This window comes from Salegentibacter flavus, assembly GCF_900115145.1.
Lineage (GTDB): Bacteria > Bacteroidota > Bacteroidia > Flavobacteriales > Flavobacteriaceae > Salegentibacter > Salegentibacter flavus.
This window is the reverse complement of record NZ_FOVL01000012.1, coordinates 42,320-62,959: the sequence shown is the minus strand read 5'-3', so window position 1 is coordinate 62,959 and position 20,640 is coordinate 42,320. Positions and strand designations below refer to the sequence as shown.

The 20,640-nt window shown below is 40.1% G+C and carries 17 protein-coding genes and 1 pseudogene; 4 read left to right on the top strand and 14 right to left on the bottom strand.

Going from position 1 to position 20,640, the window contains the following annotated elements; all coding sequences use genetic code 11:
• Positions 1-13: 13 nt before the first annotated feature.
• The 7 genes from BM266_RS10450 to BM266_RS10420 all read right to left on the bottom strand — a co-directional run bounded on the left by BM266_RS10450 (position 14) and on the right by BM266_RS10420 (position 9,251).
• On the bottom strand, positions 14-1,141 hold the full coding sequence (locus tag BM266_RS10450; RefSeq protein WP_093409267.1) for an adenylate/guanylate cyclase domain-containing protein: 1,128 nt from the start codon (positions 1,139-1,141) through the stop codon (positions 14-16).
• Positions 1,142-1,373: 232 nt separating this feature from the next.
• Entirely contained in the window at positions 1,374-1,673 is a 300-nt protein-coding gene (trxA, locus tag BM266_RS10445; RefSeq protein ID WP_093409264.1) for a thioredoxin, read from the bottom strand.
• Positions 1,674-1,799: 126 nt separating this feature from the next.
• Positions 1,800-3,206, bottom strand: a complete 1,407-nt coding sequence (locus BM266_RS10440) for an efflux transporter outer membrane subunit (protein WP_093409262.1) — start codon at positions 3,204-3,206, stop codon at positions 1,800-1,802.
• On the bottom strand, positions 3,206-6,364 hold the full coding sequence (locus tag BM266_RS10435; protein WP_093409259.1) for an efflux RND transporter permease subunit: 3,159 nt from the start codon (positions 6,362-6,364) through the stop codon (positions 3,206-3,208). The genes BM266_RS10440 and BM266_RS10435 overlap by 1 nt, the downstream gene beginning before the upstream one ends.
• A gap of 6 nt (positions 6,365-6,370) precedes the next feature.
• Positions 6,371-7,489: an efflux RND transporter periplasmic adaptor subunit gene (locus tag BM266_RS10430; protein ID WP_093409257.1), complete on the bottom strand. Its 1,119-nt coding sequence runs from the start codon at positions 7,487-7,489 to the stop codon at positions 6,371-6,373.
• 14 nt (positions 7,490-7,503) lie between these two features.
• Positions 7,504-8,004, bottom strand: coding sequence for a GbsR/MarR family transcriptional regulator (locus BM266_RS10425; protein WP_093409255.1), 501 nt, complete (start codon positions 8,002-8,004; stop codon positions 7,504-7,506).
• 170 nt (positions 8,005-8,174) lie between these two features.
• Entirely contained in the window at positions 8,175-9,251 is a 1,077-nt protein-coding gene (locus BM266_RS10420) for an isoaspartyl peptidase/L-asparaginase family protein (RefSeq protein ID WP_093409252.1), read from the bottom strand.
• 176 nt (positions 9,252-9,427) lie between these two features.
• Between BM266_RS10420 and BM266_RS10415 the strand changes: the two genes are divergently transcribed.
• Both BM266_RS10415 and amaB read left to right on the top strand, forming a co-directional pair.
• On the top strand, positions 9,428-9,970 hold the full coding sequence (locus BM266_RS10415) for a 3-hydroxyanthranilate 3,4-dioxygenase (protein ID WP_093409250.1): 543 nt from the start codon (positions 9,428-9,430) through the stop codon (positions 9,968-9,970).
• Positions 9,971-10,032: 62 nt separating this feature from the next.
• On the top strand, positions 10,033-11,586 hold the full coding sequence (gene amaB, locus BM266_RS10410) for an L-piperidine-6-carboxylate dehydrogenase (protein WP_093409247.1): 1,554 nt from the start codon (positions 10,033-10,035) through the stop codon (positions 11,584-11,586).
• 77 nt (positions 11,587-11,663) lie between these two features.
• On the opposite strand, the gene BM266_RS10405 is transcribed toward amaB, so the two are convergent.
• The 7 genes from BM266_RS10405 to BM266_RS10375 all read right to left on the bottom strand — a co-directional run bounded on the left by BM266_RS10405 (position 11,664) and on the right by BM266_RS10375 (position 18,455).
• Entirely contained in the window at positions 11,664-12,782 is a 1,119-nt protein-coding gene (locus BM266_RS10405) for an alkene reductase (protein ID WP_093409245.1), read from the bottom strand.
• 166 nt (positions 12,783-12,948) lie between these two features.
• Positions 12,949-13,521, bottom strand: coding sequence for a Crp/Fnr family transcriptional regulator (locus tag BM266_RS10400; protein ID WP_093409243.1), 573 nt, complete (start codon positions 13,519-13,521; stop codon positions 12,949-12,951).
• A gap of 31 nt (positions 13,522-13,552) precedes the next feature.
• Positions 13,553-14,494 (bottom strand): EamA family transporter, encoded by a 942-nt coding sequence (locus BM266_RS10395; RefSeq protein WP_093409240.1) that lies wholly within the window; start codon positions 14,492-14,494, stop codon positions 13,553-13,555.
• Between the two features lie 108 nt (positions 14,495-14,602).
• Positions 14,603-15,607: an acyl-ACP desaturase gene (locus tag BM266_RS10390; RefSeq protein ID WP_093409238.1), complete on the bottom strand. Its 1,005-nt coding sequence runs from the start codon at positions 15,605-15,607 to the stop codon at positions 14,603-14,605.
• Positions 15,608-15,770: 163 nt separating this feature from the next.
• On the bottom strand, positions 15,771-16,499 hold the full coding sequence (locus BM266_RS10385; RefSeq protein WP_093409236.1) for a metallophosphoesterase family protein: 729 nt from the start codon (positions 16,497-16,499) through the stop codon (positions 15,771-15,773).
• Between the two features lies 1 nt (position 16,500).
• Positions 16,501-17,637: an ATP-binding protein gene (locus BM266_RS10380; RefSeq protein WP_093409234.1), complete on the bottom strand. Its 1,137-nt coding sequence runs from the start codon at positions 17,635-17,637 to the stop codon at positions 16,501-16,503.
• Between the two features lie 68 nt (positions 17,638-17,705).
• Positions 17,706-18,455, bottom strand: a complete 750-nt coding sequence (locus BM266_RS10375; protein ID WP_093409231.1) for an SDR family NAD(P)-dependent oxidoreductase — start codon at positions 18,453-18,455, stop codon at positions 17,706-17,708.
• A 163-nt stretch (positions 18,456-18,618) separates the two neighbouring features.
• Between BM266_RS10375 and BM266_RS10370 the strand changes: the two genes are divergently transcribed.
• Positions 18,619-19,452 (top strand): DUF4382 domain-containing protein, encoded by an 834-nt coding sequence (locus BM266_RS10370; protein ID WP_093409229.1) that lies wholly within the window; start codon positions 18,619-18,621, stop codon positions 19,450-19,452.
• A gap of 155 nt (positions 19,453-19,607) precedes the next feature.
• Positions 19,608-20,613: pseudogene (locus tag BM266_RS10365) on the top strand (AAA family ATPase).
• Positions 20,614-20,640: the final 27 nt, after the last annotated feature.

The window sequence follows — 20,640 nt, the reverse complement described above, 5'->3', positions numbered from 1 at the left end:
GTGTAATTATTGGTTAAGCAGCGACTACCTTCCTTAATGTTTTTGCGATGCTATATACCTCTACGGGGTTACTTCTCCCTTTTAAATACTGAGTTCCTAAAGAAGTAGAATAATATCTTTTTTCAATATTGTCCAGATTATAAACGGCTTCAGAGATTAAGAGAGGTTGAGAATAAATTTTGCATAAACCTTCTAATCTGGCTGCTACATTAAGGGTGTCTCCATGGTAGGCGATATCTTTTTTAAGGTCACCCACCTCCACGGCTGTAACTTTACCGAGGTGTACTCCGGCTTTAAATATTGGGGCTATGCTATAATTATTTTTATAGTAGTCTTCTTTTTCCCTAAAAAGCTGCTCCACCCCAAAAAAGAAATCAATGTATTCCAGGTTTTTCGCTTTTTCCACTGGCCAGCTAAGTACAACTTCATCACCAACATATTGGTAGATTTCAGCATTGTATTTTTTAACCATTTTATCAATATCCAGAAAACTGTCTTTAATTAGTGCAGAGTATTTAATATGTCCAAGTTGCTCCGCAAGTTTGGTAGAACAACTAAGGTCCAAAAACATAAATATTCGTTCTTCTTCTCTTGGATACTTGTATTTTCCTGAAAAAAACGGAAGAAGCATTCCCGGCCCAAACCTCTTGCTTAGCTGGTTTACAAATCCAATAATGAGACTCATAAACCCAGTATGGACGCTTAAAATCATAAAATAGTAACTCCAATGTTGAGTAAGAAGGTTTAAGCTCATTTCATTTAGAAAAATATTTTTTCCGGAGCTCAATAAATATAACCTTACCAGGCTAATTGCTCCCATTAACAATACAGTGTATAGGGCGCCGGCGGTTAGCACATTAAGGCCAAGAGAATAATTTTTGAATTTATCTTCTTCTAGAAAAATATCAATGAAACCTAAAAAAGGACTAAAAAGTAAAACAGAAACCAGAACAATAAGAGGTAAAGTCGCTGCTGAGGTTTCCAGATCCGCTAAAAAGATTTCGAAAACTGATATGGTATGTAGATGTATAGTGAAAAATAAAAGGGAGTATGCTACTCCCCAAAACGCAAGTTGCCTTAGCGTCTTTTTTAAGAGCTGTTCCTTGTTAATGCTAAAGGATATAGGGTAATTTATCGTCATACTTTCATTAGTTTAGTGTATTTATCTGATATACAGAGTAAAAAATCAATATAATTGTCTCGTGTCTTTAAAAACTTTTCGTGCAGCAAAATTACTCCTGAAGGGAGCTTTTATCAGTAACCTTTGTTACGCGAAAAACCTAAAGGAGAAATAAGTCAATTATATTTATGATTGAGGCTTAAGAATTTATGCTTTAAAAAATCCCCCGGATCTTATAACCCGAGGAGAATTTTTAGGAATGTGATTTAATCACTTCGGTAAGTTGATGTTTTTGTAATACTCCCGATTGGCGCCAGAGTTGTTTCCCATTTTTAAAGAGTATCATCGTGGGTACACCTCTAACCTGATATTTAGCTGAAAGTTCCTGGTTGCGATCTACATCTATTTTTACAATCTTCACCTGATCTCCCAGTTCGGATTTTACGTCTTTTAGAATCGGTCCCAACATTTTGCAAGGGCCACACCAGTCAGCAAAAAAATCTACCAATACGGGTTTGTCGCCATTTATAATATCGTTGAAATTGCTTTTCATAGTTCTGTTTTCCTATAAATTTAAAAAATTTTTAGCTTAGTCGGATTCGATGCTGAAACATAACTTCTGTTAAAAAAACCAGTCCGGGTTTCCCCAGACTGGTTAACCAACAACTAACAAAACCAATTATTGCCATCCGCCACCCAGGGCACGGTAGAGATCTACCATAGCCTGTAATTTGCTGAATTCAGCATTGATAAGGTTTAACTGGGAATTCAGTGCATTTTCTCTTGCCGTTAAGACTTCCAAATAATTAGCAAAACCATTGTTAAGAAGCTCTTCGGAATATTCTGATGCATCAGCATAGGCATTATATTCCTTGTTAAGAATATCTATTTTTTCGGTACTTGCCTCATAATTGTATAAAGCATCTGAAACTTCTTTTCCTGCATTAAGGATAGTATATTTAAAGTTTAACAGAGCATCTTCTTGCTGAGCTTCGGCTACCTCAAACTGTGTCCTTATCTTTCTTCCGTTTAAAACCGGTTGCATTAAAGAGCCGGCCAGGTTTGCGAAAAGGGAGTTTGCATTGAATAATTCGTCTAGCTCCAGACTTTGAAAACCACCCCCCGCCGAAAGACTCAGGGAGGGATAAAAATTACTCCTCGCGACGTTAGTGAGCTCAAAGGCATTCACCAAATTATATTCCGCCGCAATAACATCAGGTCGGTTTCTAAGAAGTTGCGCCGGTACTCCTGTGTTTAATGACGTATTGATTTCCTGCTCTTCAAGTCGATTTCGCTCAATAGATTGTGGGCCTTCCCCCAATAAAATTGAAAGGCTGTTTTCCAGTAATCTTATCCGGTTATTGATATCGATAAGGAGAGCCTGTGCTGTATACAGTTGTGCTTCGGTTTGTTTTACGCCAACCTCCGTGAAATTTCCAGCATCTTTCAGGGCCTTGGTGGTCTCCAAACTACGTTCCCTATTGGCGATGGTTTCCTCCGTAATCTCTTTTTGTGCATCAAGGCTTAGTAGCTGATAGTAGGTAGAAGCAATATTGGAAATTAATCTTGTTTGAACGGCTTTATGGGCAGCTGCACTCTGAAGATAAGAGGCCTGAAATGCTCTTTCATTACTCCTTATTTTGCCCCAAATATCTGCTTCCCATGATAGATTTCCGGTTACATCGTACTGGGTTATACTACCATCGAAAAAGCTACCAAACTGACTGTTCTTTGAAAGGATCTGGTGGTTTACGTTTGCGCCCACATATAAAGTTGGGAAATATCCTGCTTTCCCTTGTTTTACATATGCTTCAGCCATAAGCATTTGTTGGATGGCACGCCTGATGTCAATATTGTTTTCAAGGCCATCGGCAATGTATTTCTTCAGAATTGGATCAGAGAAAACATCATTCCAGGCGATATCTGCCATATTGAGACTGTCCTGGGAAATGGCATCTGTTCTGTAAAGATTTTCATCGACCTCTTGGATTTCAGGGCGTTCATAATCTTTAGCTGCAAAGCAGGACATTAAAAGAAATGGTGTGACCCCCGCTATTAAAAGGCTATATATTCTAAGTCTTCTCATTATTGATCTTTTTGCAAAGAGTTATTTTTATTTTCTTCAACTATCTGGGGTTCTCCTGTGACCTTTTCCTGAAGCCACTGGAACAGAATAAAGAGGATTGGGATAACAAATACACCCAAAACAGTTCCTATGAGCAATCCACCTACGGCGCCTGTACCGATAGATCGGTTACCTGCAGCACCGATGCCTCCGGCAAAAACCAGCGGTAATAATCCTATAATGAAGGCAAAGGAGGTCATAAGAATTGGCCTAAGCCTTACCTTAGCTGCATCAAAGGCAGCTTCAGCAATCGGCACGCCTGCTCTTCGGCGTTGAATTGCAAACTCTACAATAAGGATTGCATTCTTAGCTAATAAGCCCAGAAGCATAATAAGGGCGATCTGGAAATAGATATTATTTTCCAGGCCAGTAAAGTATGTTGAAACATATGCGCCCATAACTCCAACAGGCAATGAGAAAAGCACTGAAAGCGGTAATAGATAGCTTTCGTATTGAGCTGCAAGAATAAAGTACACAAATAATATACTTAGGAGGAATATAAAAGTTGTTTGATTTCCTGCCGAAATTTCTTCACGGGTTAAACCGGAAAAACCTATATCAAAATTAGCCGGAAGGGCTCCATTTCCTACTTCCTGAACGGCGGCAATTGCATCCCCAGACGAATATCCAGGTGCGGCAGCTCCATTAACACTGGCCGAATTGAAGAGGTTAAATCTCGTAACCGATTGTGGACCGTATACTCTTTTAAGATTTACGAATTCGGTTATCGGCGCCATCTGTCCCTGATCATTTCTAACGAATAATGAATTTAGATCTGAGGCGTTTGCCCGGTCCTCCGGCAGGGCCTGAACATAAACCCGATATTGTTTTCCGTAGCGGGAGAAATCGGCTGCATAAACACTACCAATATAGCCTTGTAGTGTTGAAAATATACTGCTGATGTTCACTCCGGCTTCCTTGGCTTTGGGAACATTCAACTCAATTTCATACTGCGGATAATTCGTGTTGAAAGACGAATTCGCATACAGGATTTCAGGTCGCTCGCTGAGCTCCATCAGATAATTTTTAGTGGCTTCATCCAGTTCGGTGAAGGAACCACCTGAGCGGTCTAAAACCTGCAATTCAAATCCAGAGGAAGCTCCGAATCCTGGAATACTTGGTGGTGCAAAGAAAAGTATGTTAGCATCACTTATTGCCGCCGCACGCTGAAAAAGCTGAGCCGTAATGGCTTCTATAGATTGATCATCATCTTGTCGTTCATCCCATGGATCAAGTTTTATAAACCCGAGCCCAAAATTACTTCCGGAACCACCAATCAAGCTAAATCCATTTACCATGGTGATTTCACTTACCCCTGGTATATCTTTAGCAAGCTCTCTTAGCTCCTGAGTTACCTCTACAGTTCTGTCAAGAGAAGCGCCAGGAGGGAGTTCAATATTAGTAAATACAATACCTCGGTCTTCATCAGGTACAAAACCGGTGGGAGTAGCAGAGGATGCAAGGAAAATCCCTATAATTGAAAATACCAGGATCGCTGCAGTAATCCATTTATGCTTAAAAAGAAACCTTAGCGATCTTACATATCGTTTTGTGGTTAATTCAAAACCAGTATTAAAAGCGGTGAAAAAGCGATTTAAAAATCCTCTTTTCTTTCCTTTTTCGTGTTCAGGTTTTAAGAAGATTGCGCAAAGAGCCGGACTTAAAGTCAATGCATTAATCGCTGAAATTGCGATGGCCACCATAAGAGTAACACCAAACTGCTCATAGAAAACCCCTGTGGGTCCTGTAATAAAGGTCACCGGAATAAAAACGGCACCCATAACCAGAGTAATGGAAATAATCGCCCCGGCAATCTCATCCATTGCTTTATAGGTTGCCTGTTTTGCATTTTTCGCTCCTTCCTCCAGTTTCGCATGAACTGCTTCCACCACCACAATAGCATCATCTACCACAATACCAATTGCGAGTACCAGGGCAAACAGGGTAAGAAGGTTGATGGAATAACCAAATAAGCCGAGAAAAAAGAAAGTTCCGATTATAGAAACCGGTACGGCGATAGCAGGAATAAGGGTAGACCGGAAATCCTGCAGGAAGATAAATACAACCAGAAATACAAGAAGGAAGGCCTCTAGCAAGGTTATTGTTACCTTGTTAATAGAGGCATTGAGAAATTCATTGGTATCGAAATTCACGTAATACGCCATCCCAGTCGGAAAATTTTTCTCCAATTCGTCCATTTTCTCATGAATATTTTCAATGATTTCCTGAGCGTTTGAACCCGCAGTTTGGTAAATACCCATACTAACTCCCGGTTTGCCATTGGCATTAGAAATGGCATTATATCCCTGAGCATCCAGTTCTACCTGGGCAACATCTTTTACACGCAGGAATCTTCCGTTATCCAGAGCTTTTATAATTATATCTTCATACTGTTCGGCCGTTTTAAATCGTCCCCCGTATTTTATCACATATTCAAAGGCCTGGGCATTGTTCTGACCAATAGCTCCGGCAGCAGCTTCCAAACTCTGTTCATTGATTGCCGCAGTTACATCAGCGGGGATCAGGTTATAAGCCTGGAGTTTTTCTGGTTGCAGCCAGATCCGCATCGCATAGGTTTTAGCTCCAAAAATGTTGACATCTCCTACCCCGTTAATTCGTTGTAATTCCGGAAGTACGTTGATGTTTAGATAATTTTGGATAAAAGTAGCATCATAATTCTCATTATCAGAATTGACCGTGAGAAACATCAGGGCACTGGTTTGCTGTTTTTGAGTAATAACACCGGCCTGAGCAACCTCACGGGGCAATAATGGAGTTGCACGAGACACCCTGTTTTGTACGTTTACTGCCGCGATATCGGGATTTACTCCTTCCTTAAAAAACACATTGATTGTCCCACTACCATTGTTACTGGCTGTAGAGGTGATATAATCCATATCCTCTACCCCGTTAATTTGTTCCTCTATGGGAATAATAACACTTTCAAGTACTGTTTCGGCATTGGCGCCGGGATAATTAGCCCTCACCTGGACGGTAGCGGGAGCAATATCTGGATATTGGGTAACCGGTAAGGAGTTTATTGCCAAAAACCCCAGAATCAAAATTATAATGGAAATTACCGTAGATAAAACCGGTCTGTCTATAAATGTTCTTAACATGTTTTCTTATTTAAATACGGGTTTCAAAGTATTGGCTATACTATCAAAAGGTACCGGTTGTGGTTTTATGGGGGTGTTATTGCGAAGTTTACCAACTCCTTTGGCCACTATAACATCACCTTCTTTAAGGCCGGAGGAAACGATGATTAAATTATTAAGCCTGTCTTTAACTTCAATTACCGTTGAAATCGCTAAACTGTCATTTTCCACTTTGTATGCGTAAACCATTCCCTGTTGTTCGAAAGTTGAGACTTCCGGAACCACAGGAACATTTTTATAGGTCTTTGGAATCCTGATTTTTCCACTGCTCCCATTGGAAAGTATTCCGCTGGGATTAGGAAATTTTGCCCGGAAACTTACGGTCCCAGTGGCCGGATCTATCTGTCCTGAAACTGTTTCAATAGTACCGGTTTCTTCGTAGATTTCTCCGTTAATAAGTTCCAGTTCCACCGGTGGAAAATTCTTTAATTTTTCTGAAGTATCTACACCTTCAGTATTTCTGAGGAAGTCCAGATATTCTCTTTCATTCATGGAAAAGAAAGCAAAAACTTCCTCTGTATTTGAAATTCGGGTTAGTGGGGCAGAGTCTCCGGGGCTTATTAAAGCTCCTTCTCTAAAGCTGATGGAACCTATATATCCATCTACCGGGCTTTTAATATTTGCATAATCGATATTAGCCGCGATGCTGTTGTAATTGGCTTTTGCCTGGGCAAGTCGGGCTTTGGCTGTTTCAAGCTGTACCGGGCTTATTATGTTCTTTTCGACCAGAGGTTTTAATTTGTCAACTTCCACCTGGGCTGCATTTACATTGGCTTGGGCTGCTCCGGCATCCTGGCTTAGAGATTGAGTTTCTAATTTGAAAAGGGTTTGCCCTTTACTAACTTTTTCACCCTCATCTACCAGTACATCGGTAATATAACCTGTTACTTTTGCCCTTACCCCGCTGTTTACAGTTCCTTCTATGCTAACCGGATATGTAATGTATCCTGTAACCGTTTTTGTTGGCACTTCAACTACAGGGAAAGGCATGGTCCCCTGAGTTTGTTGTTGATTAGCTTCCCCATTCTTACAGGAAGTTAAAATCAGGGTACTGATTATAAAACTGAAATAGATTAATTTTTTCATTCGTTCTGTGATTGTTATTTATCTTGGGATTTAAGTCTTAATTTTAATTTCTCCAGGGCTTCAGAGGCCTCATCGAAGAAGGTCAACAGGCTCTGTTGAAATTCAAGATCGAACTGTGTTTCGGTTGTACCTTTATTTATTTCGTTGGATAAGCGTTTGAATTCCAGAACCTCCTGATGCACCGATCTTTGAGCCTCCCATTTGGTCGTGAGTTCGTTAATATAGTTTTTCATAAGTGCCGGGTTCACTATAAAATAGCGTTTGCGATCTCCCGGTTTTGTATAGTATTCAATACGGTTACTCACCTGTAGGTTTTCAAGGTGGGAAGAAACGGTACTCTTACCTGCCTGAAGATCTTTTACTAACTGGTCAAAAGTAATCCCTTGCTTTCCACTCATTATAACTGTTGCGAAAATCCTTGCTGATACCGGAGCCAGCTGGTGTTCTTTCTCAAGCTGTACGCCAAGTTTTTCAACCAGGCGATCTTTCATTTCTTCTAACTGTGCTTTGTTCATCAAATGATTTTAAGGCTGCAAAAATATGATTAGTTCGGGAAAAACAGAACTAATCGAAACCTAAATTGATGTTAAAATTTTAACTCACATAATTCAATAATAAAAAGCCCCATTTACATTTCTGTAAATGAGGCTTATCAATATTATTGAATTTTTTAATTCAGAATAAATTATTCCGCACCGTAAATACCAATATCCAGGTCTCCGTTTTTATTCATGTGTGCTCTATACATCCCGGCGGTATTGAATTCCATAGCTATATTTCCCTGAAAATCTATTGCGATAATCCCGCCATTACCACCAAGATCTGGAATTTTATTCTGGATCACTTCCTCTGCAGCATCCTCCAGGCTTAGTCTTTTGTATTCCATTAAAGCCGAAATATCGTGCGCCACTACTCCGCGAATAAAAAACTCACCCCAACCTGTGGCGGAAACCGCACAGGTTTTATTGTTAGCATAAGTGCCGGCACCAATTATGGGAGCATCTCCAATACGCCCCCATTTTTTGTTGGTCATTCCTCCCGTTGAGGTTCCGGCAGCAAGATTTCCATCTTTATCCAGGGCTACACAACCCACAGTGCCATATTTTGAATCCTTAATAAAAGGATCAACAAAGGCTGCGCTTTGGTCGTGATCCAGCTCGGTTTCTTCAGTATCCATTTCCTTTAAACGCTGAAGGCTTCGAAATCGGTTCTCTGTATAAAAATACTCAGGATCTACGATTTCCATCCCGCGTTCTTCCGCAAAAAGCTCGGCACCTTTACCGGCCATCATTACGTGTTCTGAATTCTCCATCACTTCCCAGGCAAGGTTTATCGGATTTTTAACGGTGGTTACTCCTGCAACGGCTCCTGCATTAAGCGTTTTTCCGTCCATTAGTGAGGCGTCAAGTTCGTTGGTTTCAGCATTGGTAAAAACCGCTCCTTTTCCCGCATTGAAAAGCGGGGAATCTTCCATAACATTTATGGTACGCTGTACGGCTTCCATCGCTGTACCGCCGTTGGCAAGGATCTCGTGCCCTACCCTGATGGCTTCCTCCAATTTGTCTTTATATGCCTTTTCCAGCGAATCGGTCATGTTTTCTTTAACAATAGTTCCGGCGCCTCCGTGAATTACGATTCCGAAATTATCATTGATGTCGCTACTTAGTTCCTCTTTGGAAACTTCTTCCGGTATTTCTTTTTCTTCTGAAGAATTACAGGCAAAAAACAGGGATAAACTGAGTAATAGAAATATTTTTTTCATCGTTGTTGGTTATTTTATCCCGAAGATAAGAAATTTTGCGCCAGCCCGCCAGCCGAAGACCAATCAAGCATGTTGATTCCATACGAGAAGGAGAAAACCTATACCTTAAAAAAGAAAATAATCGACCGGCTTTGTGAGGTAGAATGTGTAATTTTAAACTTGCAAAAAACTAAATTATGGCTGTAAATAAACCTTTTAACCTGAATAAATGGATTGAACAGAACCGGGAAAGTCTGAAGCCACCTGTTGGCAATCGTAACCTTTACCGTGAATCTGAAGATTATATCGTGATGGTAGTGGCCGGGCCAAATGCCCGCAAGGATTACCACTATAACGAGACAGAGGAGTTGTTCTATCAGTTGGAAGGTGAGATCGAGGTACACATTCAGGAAGACGGAAAGAAGAAAACAATGAAACTCGGCCCGGGCGATATGTACCTGCATCCGGGAAAAGTACCACACTCTCCCGAAAGACAAGAAAACAGCATTGGATTGGTGGTAGAGCGAAAAAGAACCGACCCGGATACAAAAGATGGATTACTTTGGTTTTGTGATAACTGTAATAATAAATTATATGAGGTTTATTTTCAGCTTAACAATATTGAAACCGATTTTTTAAAGCATTTTAAGCATTTCTACGGAAGCAAGGAGCTAAGGACCTGTGATAAATGTGGGGAAGTGATGCCGGTAGACAAGCGTTTTACTTCTGATGAGGATTAGCGCTTTATTTTTATTATTTTCGCAAAGAACACACAAAAGAACAGATTAAAACTTAAGGATTAATGAGTGAAATAGCAGAAAAATTTGGGATTAAACAAGCCCTGAAAGATTTAGGATTAAACGATGTAAACAACGGAACTTCTACCGGGACAGACTTTTTTAGTAACGGTGAGATTATAGAATCCTATTCTCCTGTAGACGGAGCGCTTATTGGGAAAGTGAAAGCTACCACTAAGGAAGATTACGAAAAAGTAATTGAAACCGCCACAAAAGGTTTTAAGGAATGGAGAACCATGCCTGCGCCGCAACGTGGGGAAGTGGTAAGACAATTTAACGACGAACTTCGCCGCCTAAAAGAACCTCTCGGAAGACTGGTTTCCTATGAAATGGGTAAATCATACCAGGAAGGGCTGGGGGAAGTGCAGGAAATGATTGATATCTGTGATTTTGCAGTAGGACTTTCCCGCCAGTTGCACGGACTTACCATGCATTCTGAGCGCCCTGGGCATAGAATGTACGAACAATATCACCCGCTTGGAGTAGTTGGAATTATTTCAGCCTTTAACTTCCCGGTAGCAGTATGGTCGTGGAATACGGCTTTAGCTTGGGTTTGTGGTGATGCCTGTATCTGGAAAGGATCGGAAAAAACTCCGCTTACTTCTGTGGCCTGCCAAAATATCGCAGCCAGAGTTTTTGAAGAAAACAATGTGCCAGCTGGAATTTCGTCACTTATTACCGGCGATTACCGTGTGGGAGAGATGATGACCAATGATAAACGCGTGCCGCTAATTTCGGCTACGGGATCCATAAAAATGGGGAAAATAGTAGCCCAGGCTGTTGCTGCAAGACTTGGAAAATCCCTTCTTGAATTAGGCGGAAACAATGCCATTATCGTAACTCCTGACGCCGATATAAAGAATACTGTCATAGGTGCTGTATTTGGAGCGGTTGGAACCTGTGGACAGCGTTGTACTTCTACCCGAAGGCTCATTATTCACGAATCTATTTATGATAAGGTGAAAGATGCTATAGTAACTGCATACAAGCAACTTCGCATCGGAAATCCACTGGATGAAAATAATCATGTGGGGCCTCTTATCGATAAAGATGCTGTAAAAAATTATCAGCACGCCCTGGATAAAGTTGTAGAAGAAGGTGGGAAAATTCTTGTTGAAGGCGGAGTGCTGGAAGGTGAAGGTTATGAAAGCGGTTGCTATGTAAAACCTGCTATCGCTGAAGCTGAAAATCACTTTGAGATCGTACAACACGAAACCTTTGCACCGGTGCTTTATATCATGAAATATTCAGGAGATGTTATGAATGCTCTTGAGCTTCAAAATGGTGTAGTACAAGGTCTTTCTTCAGCAATTATGACAAACAACCTGAGAGAAGCTGAAAGATTCCTTTCCGTGGAAGGTTCAGATTGTGGAATCGCGAATGTGAATATTGGGACTTCAGGAGCTGAAATAGGTGGAGCCTTTGGTGGAGAAAAAGATACCGGTGGAGGACGCGAGAGTGGATCTGATGCCTGGAAGATCTATATGAGAAGACAAACGAATACCATTAACTATACAACTGAGTTGCCATTGGCACAAGGTATTAAGTTTGATCTTTAAGTTTCTGTCAGGAGCTTAATAGAAAACAAAAAATCCCGCATTTCGCGGGATTTTTTCATTCTAGAAAGGTAAACAGTTTACTGCAATGCTTCAGCTCTTTCTGTTTTTGCTTCATAATCCAGGTAGCCTTCTTTTCCGGGAGTGTAGAAAGTATCCTGATTGTATTCACTTAAGGGAATATTCTGCTCAAAGCGCTCTACAAGATCGGGATTTGAAATGAAAGGTTTTCCGAAAGCTACAAGATCGGCGTTGCCTTCTTCAATTACTCTGTTCCCGCTTTCCTGGTCAAAACCTGCGTTAATTATTATTGTCCCATTATACATTGGTCGGTAGCGTTTAGCGATCTCAGTTTCAGCATAAGGAATGTCCGAAACATCATTAAATGGCTCAGATAAATGCAGGTAGGCCAAATCGTAATCATTCAGCTTTTTAATGATATAATCAAAAGTTGGAATTGTTTCCTCATCCATTGTCATCCCGAAAATACCGTTCAGGGAAGGATTCAGACGAAGACCTATTTTATTTTCAGGCATTACTTCTTTGATCGCATCGATTACTTCAAAAAGAATTTTCGCCCTGTTTTCTATACTTCCGCCGTATTCATCGGTTCGGTGATTTGAAGTCGCATTGAAGAATTGGTGGAGTAAATATCCATTGGACGAGTGAATTTCAACTCCATCAAAGCCGGCTTCCATTGCATTTCTTGCAGCATTTTTAAAATCCTGAACAGTCTCTTTGATCTCTTCAATAGTCATCGCCTTTGGAGTTACGGTATCCTTGAAACCTTCAGGAGTAAAAGATTTATCGTTGGGATTTAATGCTGAAGGTGCCAAAGGCAACTCTCCATTATGGAAATCGGGGTGAGACATTCTGCCTACATGCCATAACTGAAGAAAAATTCTTCCATTAGCTTCGTGTACTTTATGGTTGACTTCTTTCCAGCCTTCAACCTGCTCCTGAGAGTAAATTCCGGGAGTGTTTACGTAACCTACTGCACGTTTAGAAATCTGTGATCCTTCAGCAATGATAAGTCCGGCACTGGCTCTTTGTTTGTAATATTCTCCCTGAAGTTCTCCCGTAGGTTTGTTTTCAGAATTAGTGGCCCGGCTTCTGGTCATGGGCGCCATAACAACACGGTTTGGTAATTCCAGACCATTCAGATTATAAGGTTCTAACAAAGCTTGTTTCTTGCTCATTATGTGATTTTTTAAATTAAAATTTTCATTTTCAAGGCCTTCCGAAAAGAAAGCCTCAGCAGAATGAAAGAAAAATCCCCTTCATTTTACCGATCGACAAAGGTAAGACCTCAATAGCCTTCAAATGCTTGATGTATGTTAAGCAGCGTGGTTAAAAAATGTTAAGTCAGGTCAATTCCTTGCGAATTCGGCTCAGGCTTTCGGGTTTAAGGCCTAGGTAATTCGCGATGTGATAGTTGGGTACGCGTTTTTCGATTTTCGGATATGTTTTACAGAATTCCAGGTAGCGTTCTTTTCCCGTTTTCTGAAGAGAAGATAGAATACGGGTTCTCAGGGCTACAAAGGCATTGGTGATTTTCAATCTAAAGAAACGTTCAAATGCAGGGATGCGCTGGTAAAGCAATTCCAAGGAAGCCTTGTCTATACTGAGCAACACCGAATCTTCTATGGCTTCAACATAAAGTTCGGCTGGGGTATTTTTAAAAAACGCTTCAAAATCGCTTATCCACCAGTCTTCAATGGCAAACTGGATGATGTGATCTTCCCCTGCCTGGTCCCGGTAATAAGCCTTGAGACAGCCTTTCACTACATAATATTCTGAATCTACCTTGTCTCCAGGTCGGATGAGCAATTCTTTCTTTAAAATCTTCTTTTCTGAAAGTATTCCTGTGAATTCCTCTTCCTCTGAATGGGTTAAAGAAATATCTCTTGAAATATGATCGAGGATCTGGGAATACATTGGGAAGAAATTTTAGCGGACAATTTAAAACTTATTGGTTTAGTTTTTTACCAAAACGCGGTGAAAATCTCGAAAACATAACCAGTTTTTTCTTGGTGTTTATAAAATATACCCCGGTTAACAGAACTGCCGCCGCAACGACAGATTGCATGGTGATTTGTTCATTTAAAAAATACCAGCCAAGAAAAAGAGCTATTATTGGATTGACGTAGGTTGAAGTCGCTACTTTTTCCGGAGAAACTACTTTCAATAAATAATTAAAGGCGGTAAAGGCTACAATGCTTCCGAAGAGAATAAGCAGCAACATCGAATACCTGGTTGGATCACTCCAGGTTGTTGGCCAGCTCCAACTCTCTCCAAATGCCAGGCTTCCCAGAAGCAGGATGATTCCGCCAGTGAACATCTGGTATCCGGTATTAACAAAGTGATTGGTGGGTAAATTCGCTTTGCCTATAAAAAGACTTCCATAGGACCAGCTAAGCAAGCAAAGGAAGATCATTCCTATTCCTAACCAGGAATTTTCCTGATTGGTGACTTGGTTTTGACTAACAAGCAGGTAAATCCCAATAACTCCCAAAAACACACCCACCATTGACATAGGCAGAATCTTTTTTCCCTGGAAAGCCCTCATCATTATGAGCACCACCAAGGGCTGTGCTGAAATTTCCAAGGCGGCAAAGCCACTGTCAACATATTTTAAGGCCCAGACTACAATCCCGTTTCCGAAAGCTAAAAAGAGAAATCCTGCAATAATGGTGTTTAGTAGTTGCCTTCGGGTTATTGCAAGACTTATTTTCAGGATTTTGCAAATGAGAAAAATAAGCAGTCCGGCAGTGATAAACCGTGTTGAGGCTAACATAAAGGGAGGCAGTTCGGTAACCGCGATCTTATTCAAAAGGTAGGTAGAGCCCCAGATGAAGTAGATGGAAAAAAAGGCCAGGATAACCAGCAGCGGATTTGAAGAATTACTCATTGGAAAATGCTAATCATCTGCAATATTATGAATAAACTTCCTTAAGTACGGCAATAAAAAAACCGCTTTAATTTGATAAAGCGGTTCTTATTATATTTTTCAGCTTTTTTAAAGCGTTCCGTTTGGTTCAACCCATTTGAATTTATGTTGATCCTGTGGTATTGCCATTCTTTCTGCAACCCTGGTCATTCTGTCTGGTAATTTCATCAGGTAATCACGGGCTTTCTGAGCCTCGTCGGTAAGGCCCCGCATTTTATCGATTTCCCAGTAATTATTAAGGGTTTTCAGGATGCTTATATAATCTTCGGTGGTATAAACACCAAGCCTCTGTGCCGCATTAGAGAAATTCTCAAAAGCTGTGGCTATGTCCTCACCACTTTCACGTATAAACTGCGCAGGCATAACAATCTTTTTTTTCATCATATCGTGAAAAGCCAACATCATTTCACTTGGATCATGCTCAAAAATAGTTTTTACAAATTCGCGATAGGCCATATAATGCCTCATCTCATCTCCGGCAATAATGTTACACATTTTTGCCAGCATTTTATTTCCTTTTTTCTTGGCAAGTTGTCCCACTCGTTTATGAGAAATATTGGTGGCCAGCTCCTGGAAGCTGGTATAAACAAAATTTCGGTAAGGATCGCGACCGGTTCCAATATCAAAACCATCGTTGATGAGGTATTGAGTGGTTTTTTCAATTTCCTTCATATTTACCCTACCCGAAAGGTAGAGATATTTGTTTAGGGTATCTCCGTGGCGGTTCTCCTCTCCTGTCCAATGACGTACCCATTTTGCCCAACTGTTTGATTCTCCTTTTGATCTCCCATGTTGCTTTACTCCCTCCATATCCATTAACCAGGATTCATAGGTTGGGAGAGCCTCTTCGGTTACCATATCGGCTACTAAAACCACCCAGAAATCATATCCAAGTTCCTTGGCCTCCTCACGAATTTGGTCAATATCTTCGGCATAATTTTCTTTTTGCAAATTTGGCAACAGGTCGGTGGGTTGCCAGATATCTTCAACGGGGATGAGATATTGATCTATAAAACCATCTACTTGCTTTTCAATGGTTTGCATTACTTCTAATCTAATATTACTAAGGGCCATTTTCAAATAATTTACACAAACATCATAACAATGTTGTTGGTTAATATATTATCAACAAGAATTGTGCTGAACTCTATGTTTTTTAAATAGCCAACAAATAAAAGCTAAAATCCTTGAATTACAAATATATAATTCAAAGATGTAGATTTGTTATAAGAAAGTCTTAATTTCTGCCTTTTTCCTCAGGATAGAGTTCACAAACAGGGTCGCTTTGCCATATTTCTTTGGTATTTATTTCTATTGCAGAAATAGGTCCGTTAAAGGCGGCACCAGTATCTATATTCCAGACGTTGGCTATGTGGACGGGGGTTGTCTCCCCTATGCGGGTAACCGGGGTGTGGCCTATAAAAATCTCTTCAAAGAGCTGAAGTCTTTTGGGATAATATTTATCGTTGGCTTTTATTTTTTTATCCAGAGAAAGTACTGTTTCCCAAAGGGTACGATCCCAGTAGAAACCTGATTCGTGGTATTCGGTCTCCGGACCGTGCTGATTAGTAAATCCCGCGTGTACAAACAGTCTGTTTTGTTTGTCGATATAATAATTTAGCATCTGCTCATAAAATTCTATGTGCTGCTTTTTTTCCTCTTCTGAAAAATTTCTGTAGGCATCAATGCTCGTCTGGCCCCCATGTTGCAACCATTGTTCATTCAATTCTCCAGTTTTAAGCCAGCGATAGGTGAGGTCATCATGATTTCCGCGAATAAAGAGACAGGTGTTTTGTTGGGCGAGTTTAATGAGATAAGAAACCACATTAGCTGAATCACTCCAGCCGTCTACATAATCTCCCAAAAAAATAAGCTCATCATCAGGAGTTATATCTATACGTTCAAGCAACTGAACAAGGCCTCTTAACCCTCCATGTATATCTCCTATGGCAATGCTTCGGCCCATTTTAATTGTATTTTACTTTTCTAAGGATCCTGCTGGTTTCCTTGTAATTATTGTAAGCCTCTTGACTGTATTTCTTTAAATGCAACCTGGATTCTTCAAGTTTATTAATTGCGTTTTCAAAATTATTAAAATAGCAGAGAAGATATGTTGAAGGAAGGTTAATTAAATCTTTCTCTTCGTGTTTACTCAATGACCTGTCTTTTTTTAGTTTTTCCAGAAGGCTATTATTGCTGTTGTAAATATGATACAAAACTTTTTTGTCGAATTTAGGAGGTTGAAAAAGCAGCTTGCTTTCTATCTCGTAACTCATATTATCCTTAAATTCAATAATCACCTCTTCCAGTGGATAATATTTAAAACTATCGTGCAATCCCAGGTGAACAAACTCCAGAATTTTGAACTGGTCTTTAGTAGTAGTGATGCTCACCTCATCTAATTCTGAATAAAAGAGCTTCACTTGTTCATTGATCAACTCGATATCAACCCTCGAATAATAAGTGCCTTGTTTTCCTTTTTTCTCTTTTCCTGCCCAGCATACTACAAAATACTCCTTAAAAACCTTATAGGTGGCCTTAAAATCCTGGCGCTTATTCAAAAAATCGAAAACTCCATCTAAAGTAAGCTCAATATTATTATGAGAATGATTTTCTATAGAAGTCACTATTTCCAAATTAACATTCTCTATTTCAATTTCGACAGTTTTAGGCATACTTATGCTTCCCTCCCTTTTAAATACTGAGCCTCTGTAGTATTTCCAGATATTTTTTTGCAGAGAACATATCTTACCATGATTTGGTCTTATGGTAACCAGGCCTACCACCAGCTGAGAGGGTAGATGGGGAAACGGAATATTTTCATAGGAGATTAAAGGTGGATTTCCAAGGTAGGCATTAACAAGATTCTGAATCTTGCTGTCGTCAAAGAAATCTACACCTACAATAGAATTGTCAGCATCCTTAACCCCAATCACGATATAGGAATTGTTCTCAGGGTTTGAATTTGCCAGGGCAGAAACATGCTTTAAAAACTTGGCCTTTCCTTCTCTTTCTCCAATATTGAGTCGCAGCTTTTTGTCATAAAAGCTGTTTTCGTTGCTATGAGCGAGTAGGTTTTTGATTAAAAGGCGTTTGTTGATCATAAAAACAGTCATTTCCACGAAGACGGAAATCTTTCTTTTATATTTCTATTATTTTTAGGGTATAAACATCAATCCTTATTTACCGTAGTGCTGTTGGCCTGCGCTGTAGGCATCACAGTAAGATCGGCAATATTCACATGTATTGGGCGGCTTATCATGAAGTAGATAATTTCAGCAATATCCTGGGCTTCTAAAGCTTTATATCCTTCATAGACTTTTTTTGCCTTTTCCGTATTTCCCTTAAAACGCACCTCGCTGAATTCGGTTTGGGTAAGACCGGGGTTTACAGCACCAACTTTTATCTTGTATTTATTAAGGTCTATTCGCATTCCTTGATTAAGAGCGTCAACCGCGTGTTTACTGGCGCAATACACATTTCCGTTTGGGTAAACTTCTTTCCCTGCAGTAGAGCCAATATTGATGATATGACCGTTCTTTCTTTCTATCATTCCAGGAATCACTGCCTTACTTACATATAAAAGTCCCTTTACATTAATATCCAACATCGCATCCCAGTCATCGGTATTGCCACTTTCAATGGGATCCAGGCCATGTGCATTTCCGGCATTATTAACGAGGATGTCTATCTTCTGAAATTCTTCAGGAAGGTGCTTAATATTTTTAAAGACCTCATTTTTATCCCGAACATCAAAACGCAGTACATGAACCGGAACCAACTTCTGGAGTTCGTCCCTGAGTTCGGCCAGGCGATCTTTTCTTCTTCCGCAGATGATTAATTGTATTTCTTCCCGGGCCAAAAGCCTTGCAGTTGCGCGGCCTATTCCACTGGAAGCACCGGTTATTAAAGCAGTTTTCATTGTATTTTTTTAATTTAAAAGTACTTATTAATTAAACGAACTATGAGCTTGTATTTTTAACATAGGGTTAAAGCCTGTTAAATTTCGTTAATAATATTATAGTAACAAAATGAAATCTCTTCTTATCCGTTATCGAACCAACGAACAATAAAAAATTCTACTTATGAAAAGATCTTTTAGAAAATGGAGCCTGAAACCCGCAATTTTTTTGGCGGTTTTAGGTTTAGGCCTTACCAGCTGTAGCGATGATGATACCGATGATGCTATTACTGAAGAAAATGCAAGAGTGACCGTGAGAATGACAGATGCTCCCGGTGATTATGATGCTGTTATTGTTGATGTAGAGGATGTCATGATTCAGGTGGAAGCAGAACAGGGGGTAACTGATGAAGAAGGTTGGTTAAGCCTTGATGATGTTGAAGCAGGTCAGTATGACTTGCTTGAGTTAACCGGAGGTATGACCCAGTTACTTGCAGATTCTGAGATCCCTGCCGGATTCGTAAGTCAAATGAGACTGGTACTTGGACCAGATAATTTTGTTGAGATTGATGGAGATCTGATACCATTAGCTACACCTAGCGCCGAACAGTCAGGATTAAAATTAAATCTAAATCAGGAACTGGAAGCCGGAGAGCATTATGAATTCCTTCTTGATTTTGATGTAGAAGAGTCTATCGTTGAAACCGGAAACGGAGGTTTGATCCTAAAACCTGTAATCAGACTTTCGGCCTATGCAGATACCGGCGAGATCGTAGGTGAAGTCCATCCTACTGAATACAGTGTATTGGTAACTGCAACAAATGGAACTAATACCATTTCTGCCTATACTGCAGATAATGGTGCGTTCGTATTGCACGCCTTACCTGCAGGAACTTATAAAGTAACTATTACTCCTGAAGAAGCCAGTGGCTACTCTATGATTACCATTAATGATGTAGTTGTAGAAGCCGATGGCACTACCGATCTTGAAACTGTTTTTCTTGATGGTACAGAGTAAAAAGAAAAACCTTTTTCTTTATTGATTTAACTAAAGGAGCGGCCAATATGGTCGCTCTTTTTTTAACCATCTCTTAACAGCCAAAATGACAAAGATTTTTCAATTTGCGCGCGTATTTAGAAGTATGTATATTCACTCCCGTTAAAAAAATAAGAATGATAGAAAATGAGGCTTCAGTAGATATTTCCAACTTGAACGAGAAAATTGAGAGGGAGAGTGCTTTTGTAGACATCCTCACCACCGAAATGAATAAGGTGATTGTAGGACAAAAGGATATGGTGGAACGCTTGCTTATCGGACTTTTAGGACAGGGACATATCTTGCTGGAAGGAGTCCCCGGTTTAGCTAAAACACTGGCCATAAATACGCTTTCCCAGGCTGTTCATGGTAAGTTCAGTAGAATTCAGTTTACCCCCGATCTTTTACCGGCAGATGTTATTGGTACGATGATCTATAATATGAAACTGAATGATTTCAGCATAAAAAAAAGGTCCTGTTTTCGCTAATTTCGTGCTTGCCGATGAAATTAACAGAGCTCCTGCCAAAGTGCAGTCGGCTTTGCTGGAGGCAATGCAGGAAAAGCAGGTGACTATTGGAGATGAAACTTTTATACTGGATAAACCATTCCTGGTAATGGCTACCCAAAACCCGGTAGAACAGGAAGGAACTTATCCACTGCCAGAAGCTCAGGTAGACCGTTTTATGCTTAAGACGGTTATTAAATACCCTCAGATGGCCGAGGAGCAGCTTATTATTAGATCAAATCTAAAGGGAGCTTTTCCAAAAGTGAATCCAGTAGTAAGTCTGGAGCAAATTCTGCGTGCCCAGGAGGCAGTTCGGGAGGTTTATATGGATGAAAAAATAGAAAAATATATACTCGATATCGTGTTTGCCACGCGTACTCCTGAAAAATATAAACTGGAAGAGATTAAACCACTAATTAATTTTGGTGCGTCTCCCAGAGGTAGTATCAATTTGGCAATGGCGGCTAAATGTTATGCCTTTATCAAAAGACGCGGTTATGTAATTCCTGAAGATGTTCGTGCCGTAGTACACGATGTATTGCGCCACAGAATTGGAATCACCTATGAGGCCGAGGCTGAAAATATCACTTCAGAAGATATTATCAATAAAATTGTGAACGAAATAGAGGTGCCTTAGACCTCCATTCCCGTTTGGGAATTTTTC

Coding starts and splice junctions, on each gene's coding strand:
- BM266_RS10375 (WP_093409231.1), bottom strand. CDS start 18,455: ATGAAAACTGCTTTAATAACCGGTGCTTCCAGTGGAATAGGCCGCGCA.
- BM266_RS10420 (WP_093409252.1), bottom strand. CDS start 9,251: ATGAAAAAAATATTTCTATTACTCAGTTTATCCCTGTTTTTTGCCTGT.
- BM266_RS10395 (WP_093409240.1), bottom strand. CDS start 14,494: ATGAGTAATTCTTCAAATCCGCTGCTGGTTATCCTGGCCTTTTTTTCC.
- BM266_RS10390 (WP_093409238.1), bottom strand. CDS start 15,607: ATGGCCCTTAGTAATATTAGATTAGAAGTAATGCAAACCATTGAAAAG.
- BM266_RS10440 (WP_093409262.1), bottom strand. CDS start 3,206: ATGAGAAGACTTAGAATATATAGCCTTTTAATAGCGGGGGTCACACCA.
- BM266_RS10385 (WP_093409236.1), bottom strand. CDS start 16,499: ATGGGCCGAAGCATTGCCATAGGAGATATACATGGAGGGTTAAGAGGC.
- BM266_RS10415 (WP_093409250.1), top strand. CDS start 9,428: ATGGCTGTAAATAAACCTTTTAACCTGAATAAATGGATTGAACAGAAC.
- BM266_RS10435 (WP_093409259.1), bottom strand. CDS start 6,364: ATGTTAAGAACATTTATAGACAGACCGGTTTTATCTACGGTAATTTCC.
- BM266_RS10380 (WP_093409234.1), bottom strand. CDS start 17,637: ATGATCAACAAACGCCTTTTAATCAAAAACCTACTCGCTCATAGCAAC.
- BM266_RS10450 (WP_093409267.1), bottom strand. CDS start 1,141: ATGACGATAAATTACCCTATATCCTTTAGCATTAACAAGGAACAGCTC.
- BM266_RS10370 (WP_093409229.1), top strand. CDS start 18,619: ATGAAAAGATCTTTTAGAAAATGGAGCCTGAAACCCGCAATTTTTTTG.
- trxA (WP_093409264.1), bottom strand. CDS start 1,673: ATGAAAAGCAATTTCAACGATATTATAAATGGCGACAAACCCGTATTG.
- BM266_RS10400 (WP_093409243.1), bottom strand. CDS start 13,521: ATGTATTCCCAGATCCTCGATCATATTTCAAGAGATATTTCTTTAACC.
- BM266_RS10430 (WP_093409257.1), bottom strand. CDS start 7,489: ATGAAAAAATTAATCTATTTCAGTTTTATAATCAGTACCCTGATTTTA.
- amaB (WP_093409247.1), top strand. CDS start 10,033: ATGAGTGAAATAGCAGAAAAATTTGGGATTAAACAAGCCCTGAAAGAT.
- BM266_RS10425 (WP_093409255.1), bottom strand. CDS start 8,004: ATGAACAAAGCACAGTTAGAAGAAATGAAAGATCGCCTGGTTGAAAAA.
- BM266_RS10405 (WP_093409245.1), bottom strand. CDS start 12,782: ATGAGCAAGAAACAAGCTTTGTTAGAACCTTATAATCTGAATGGTCTG.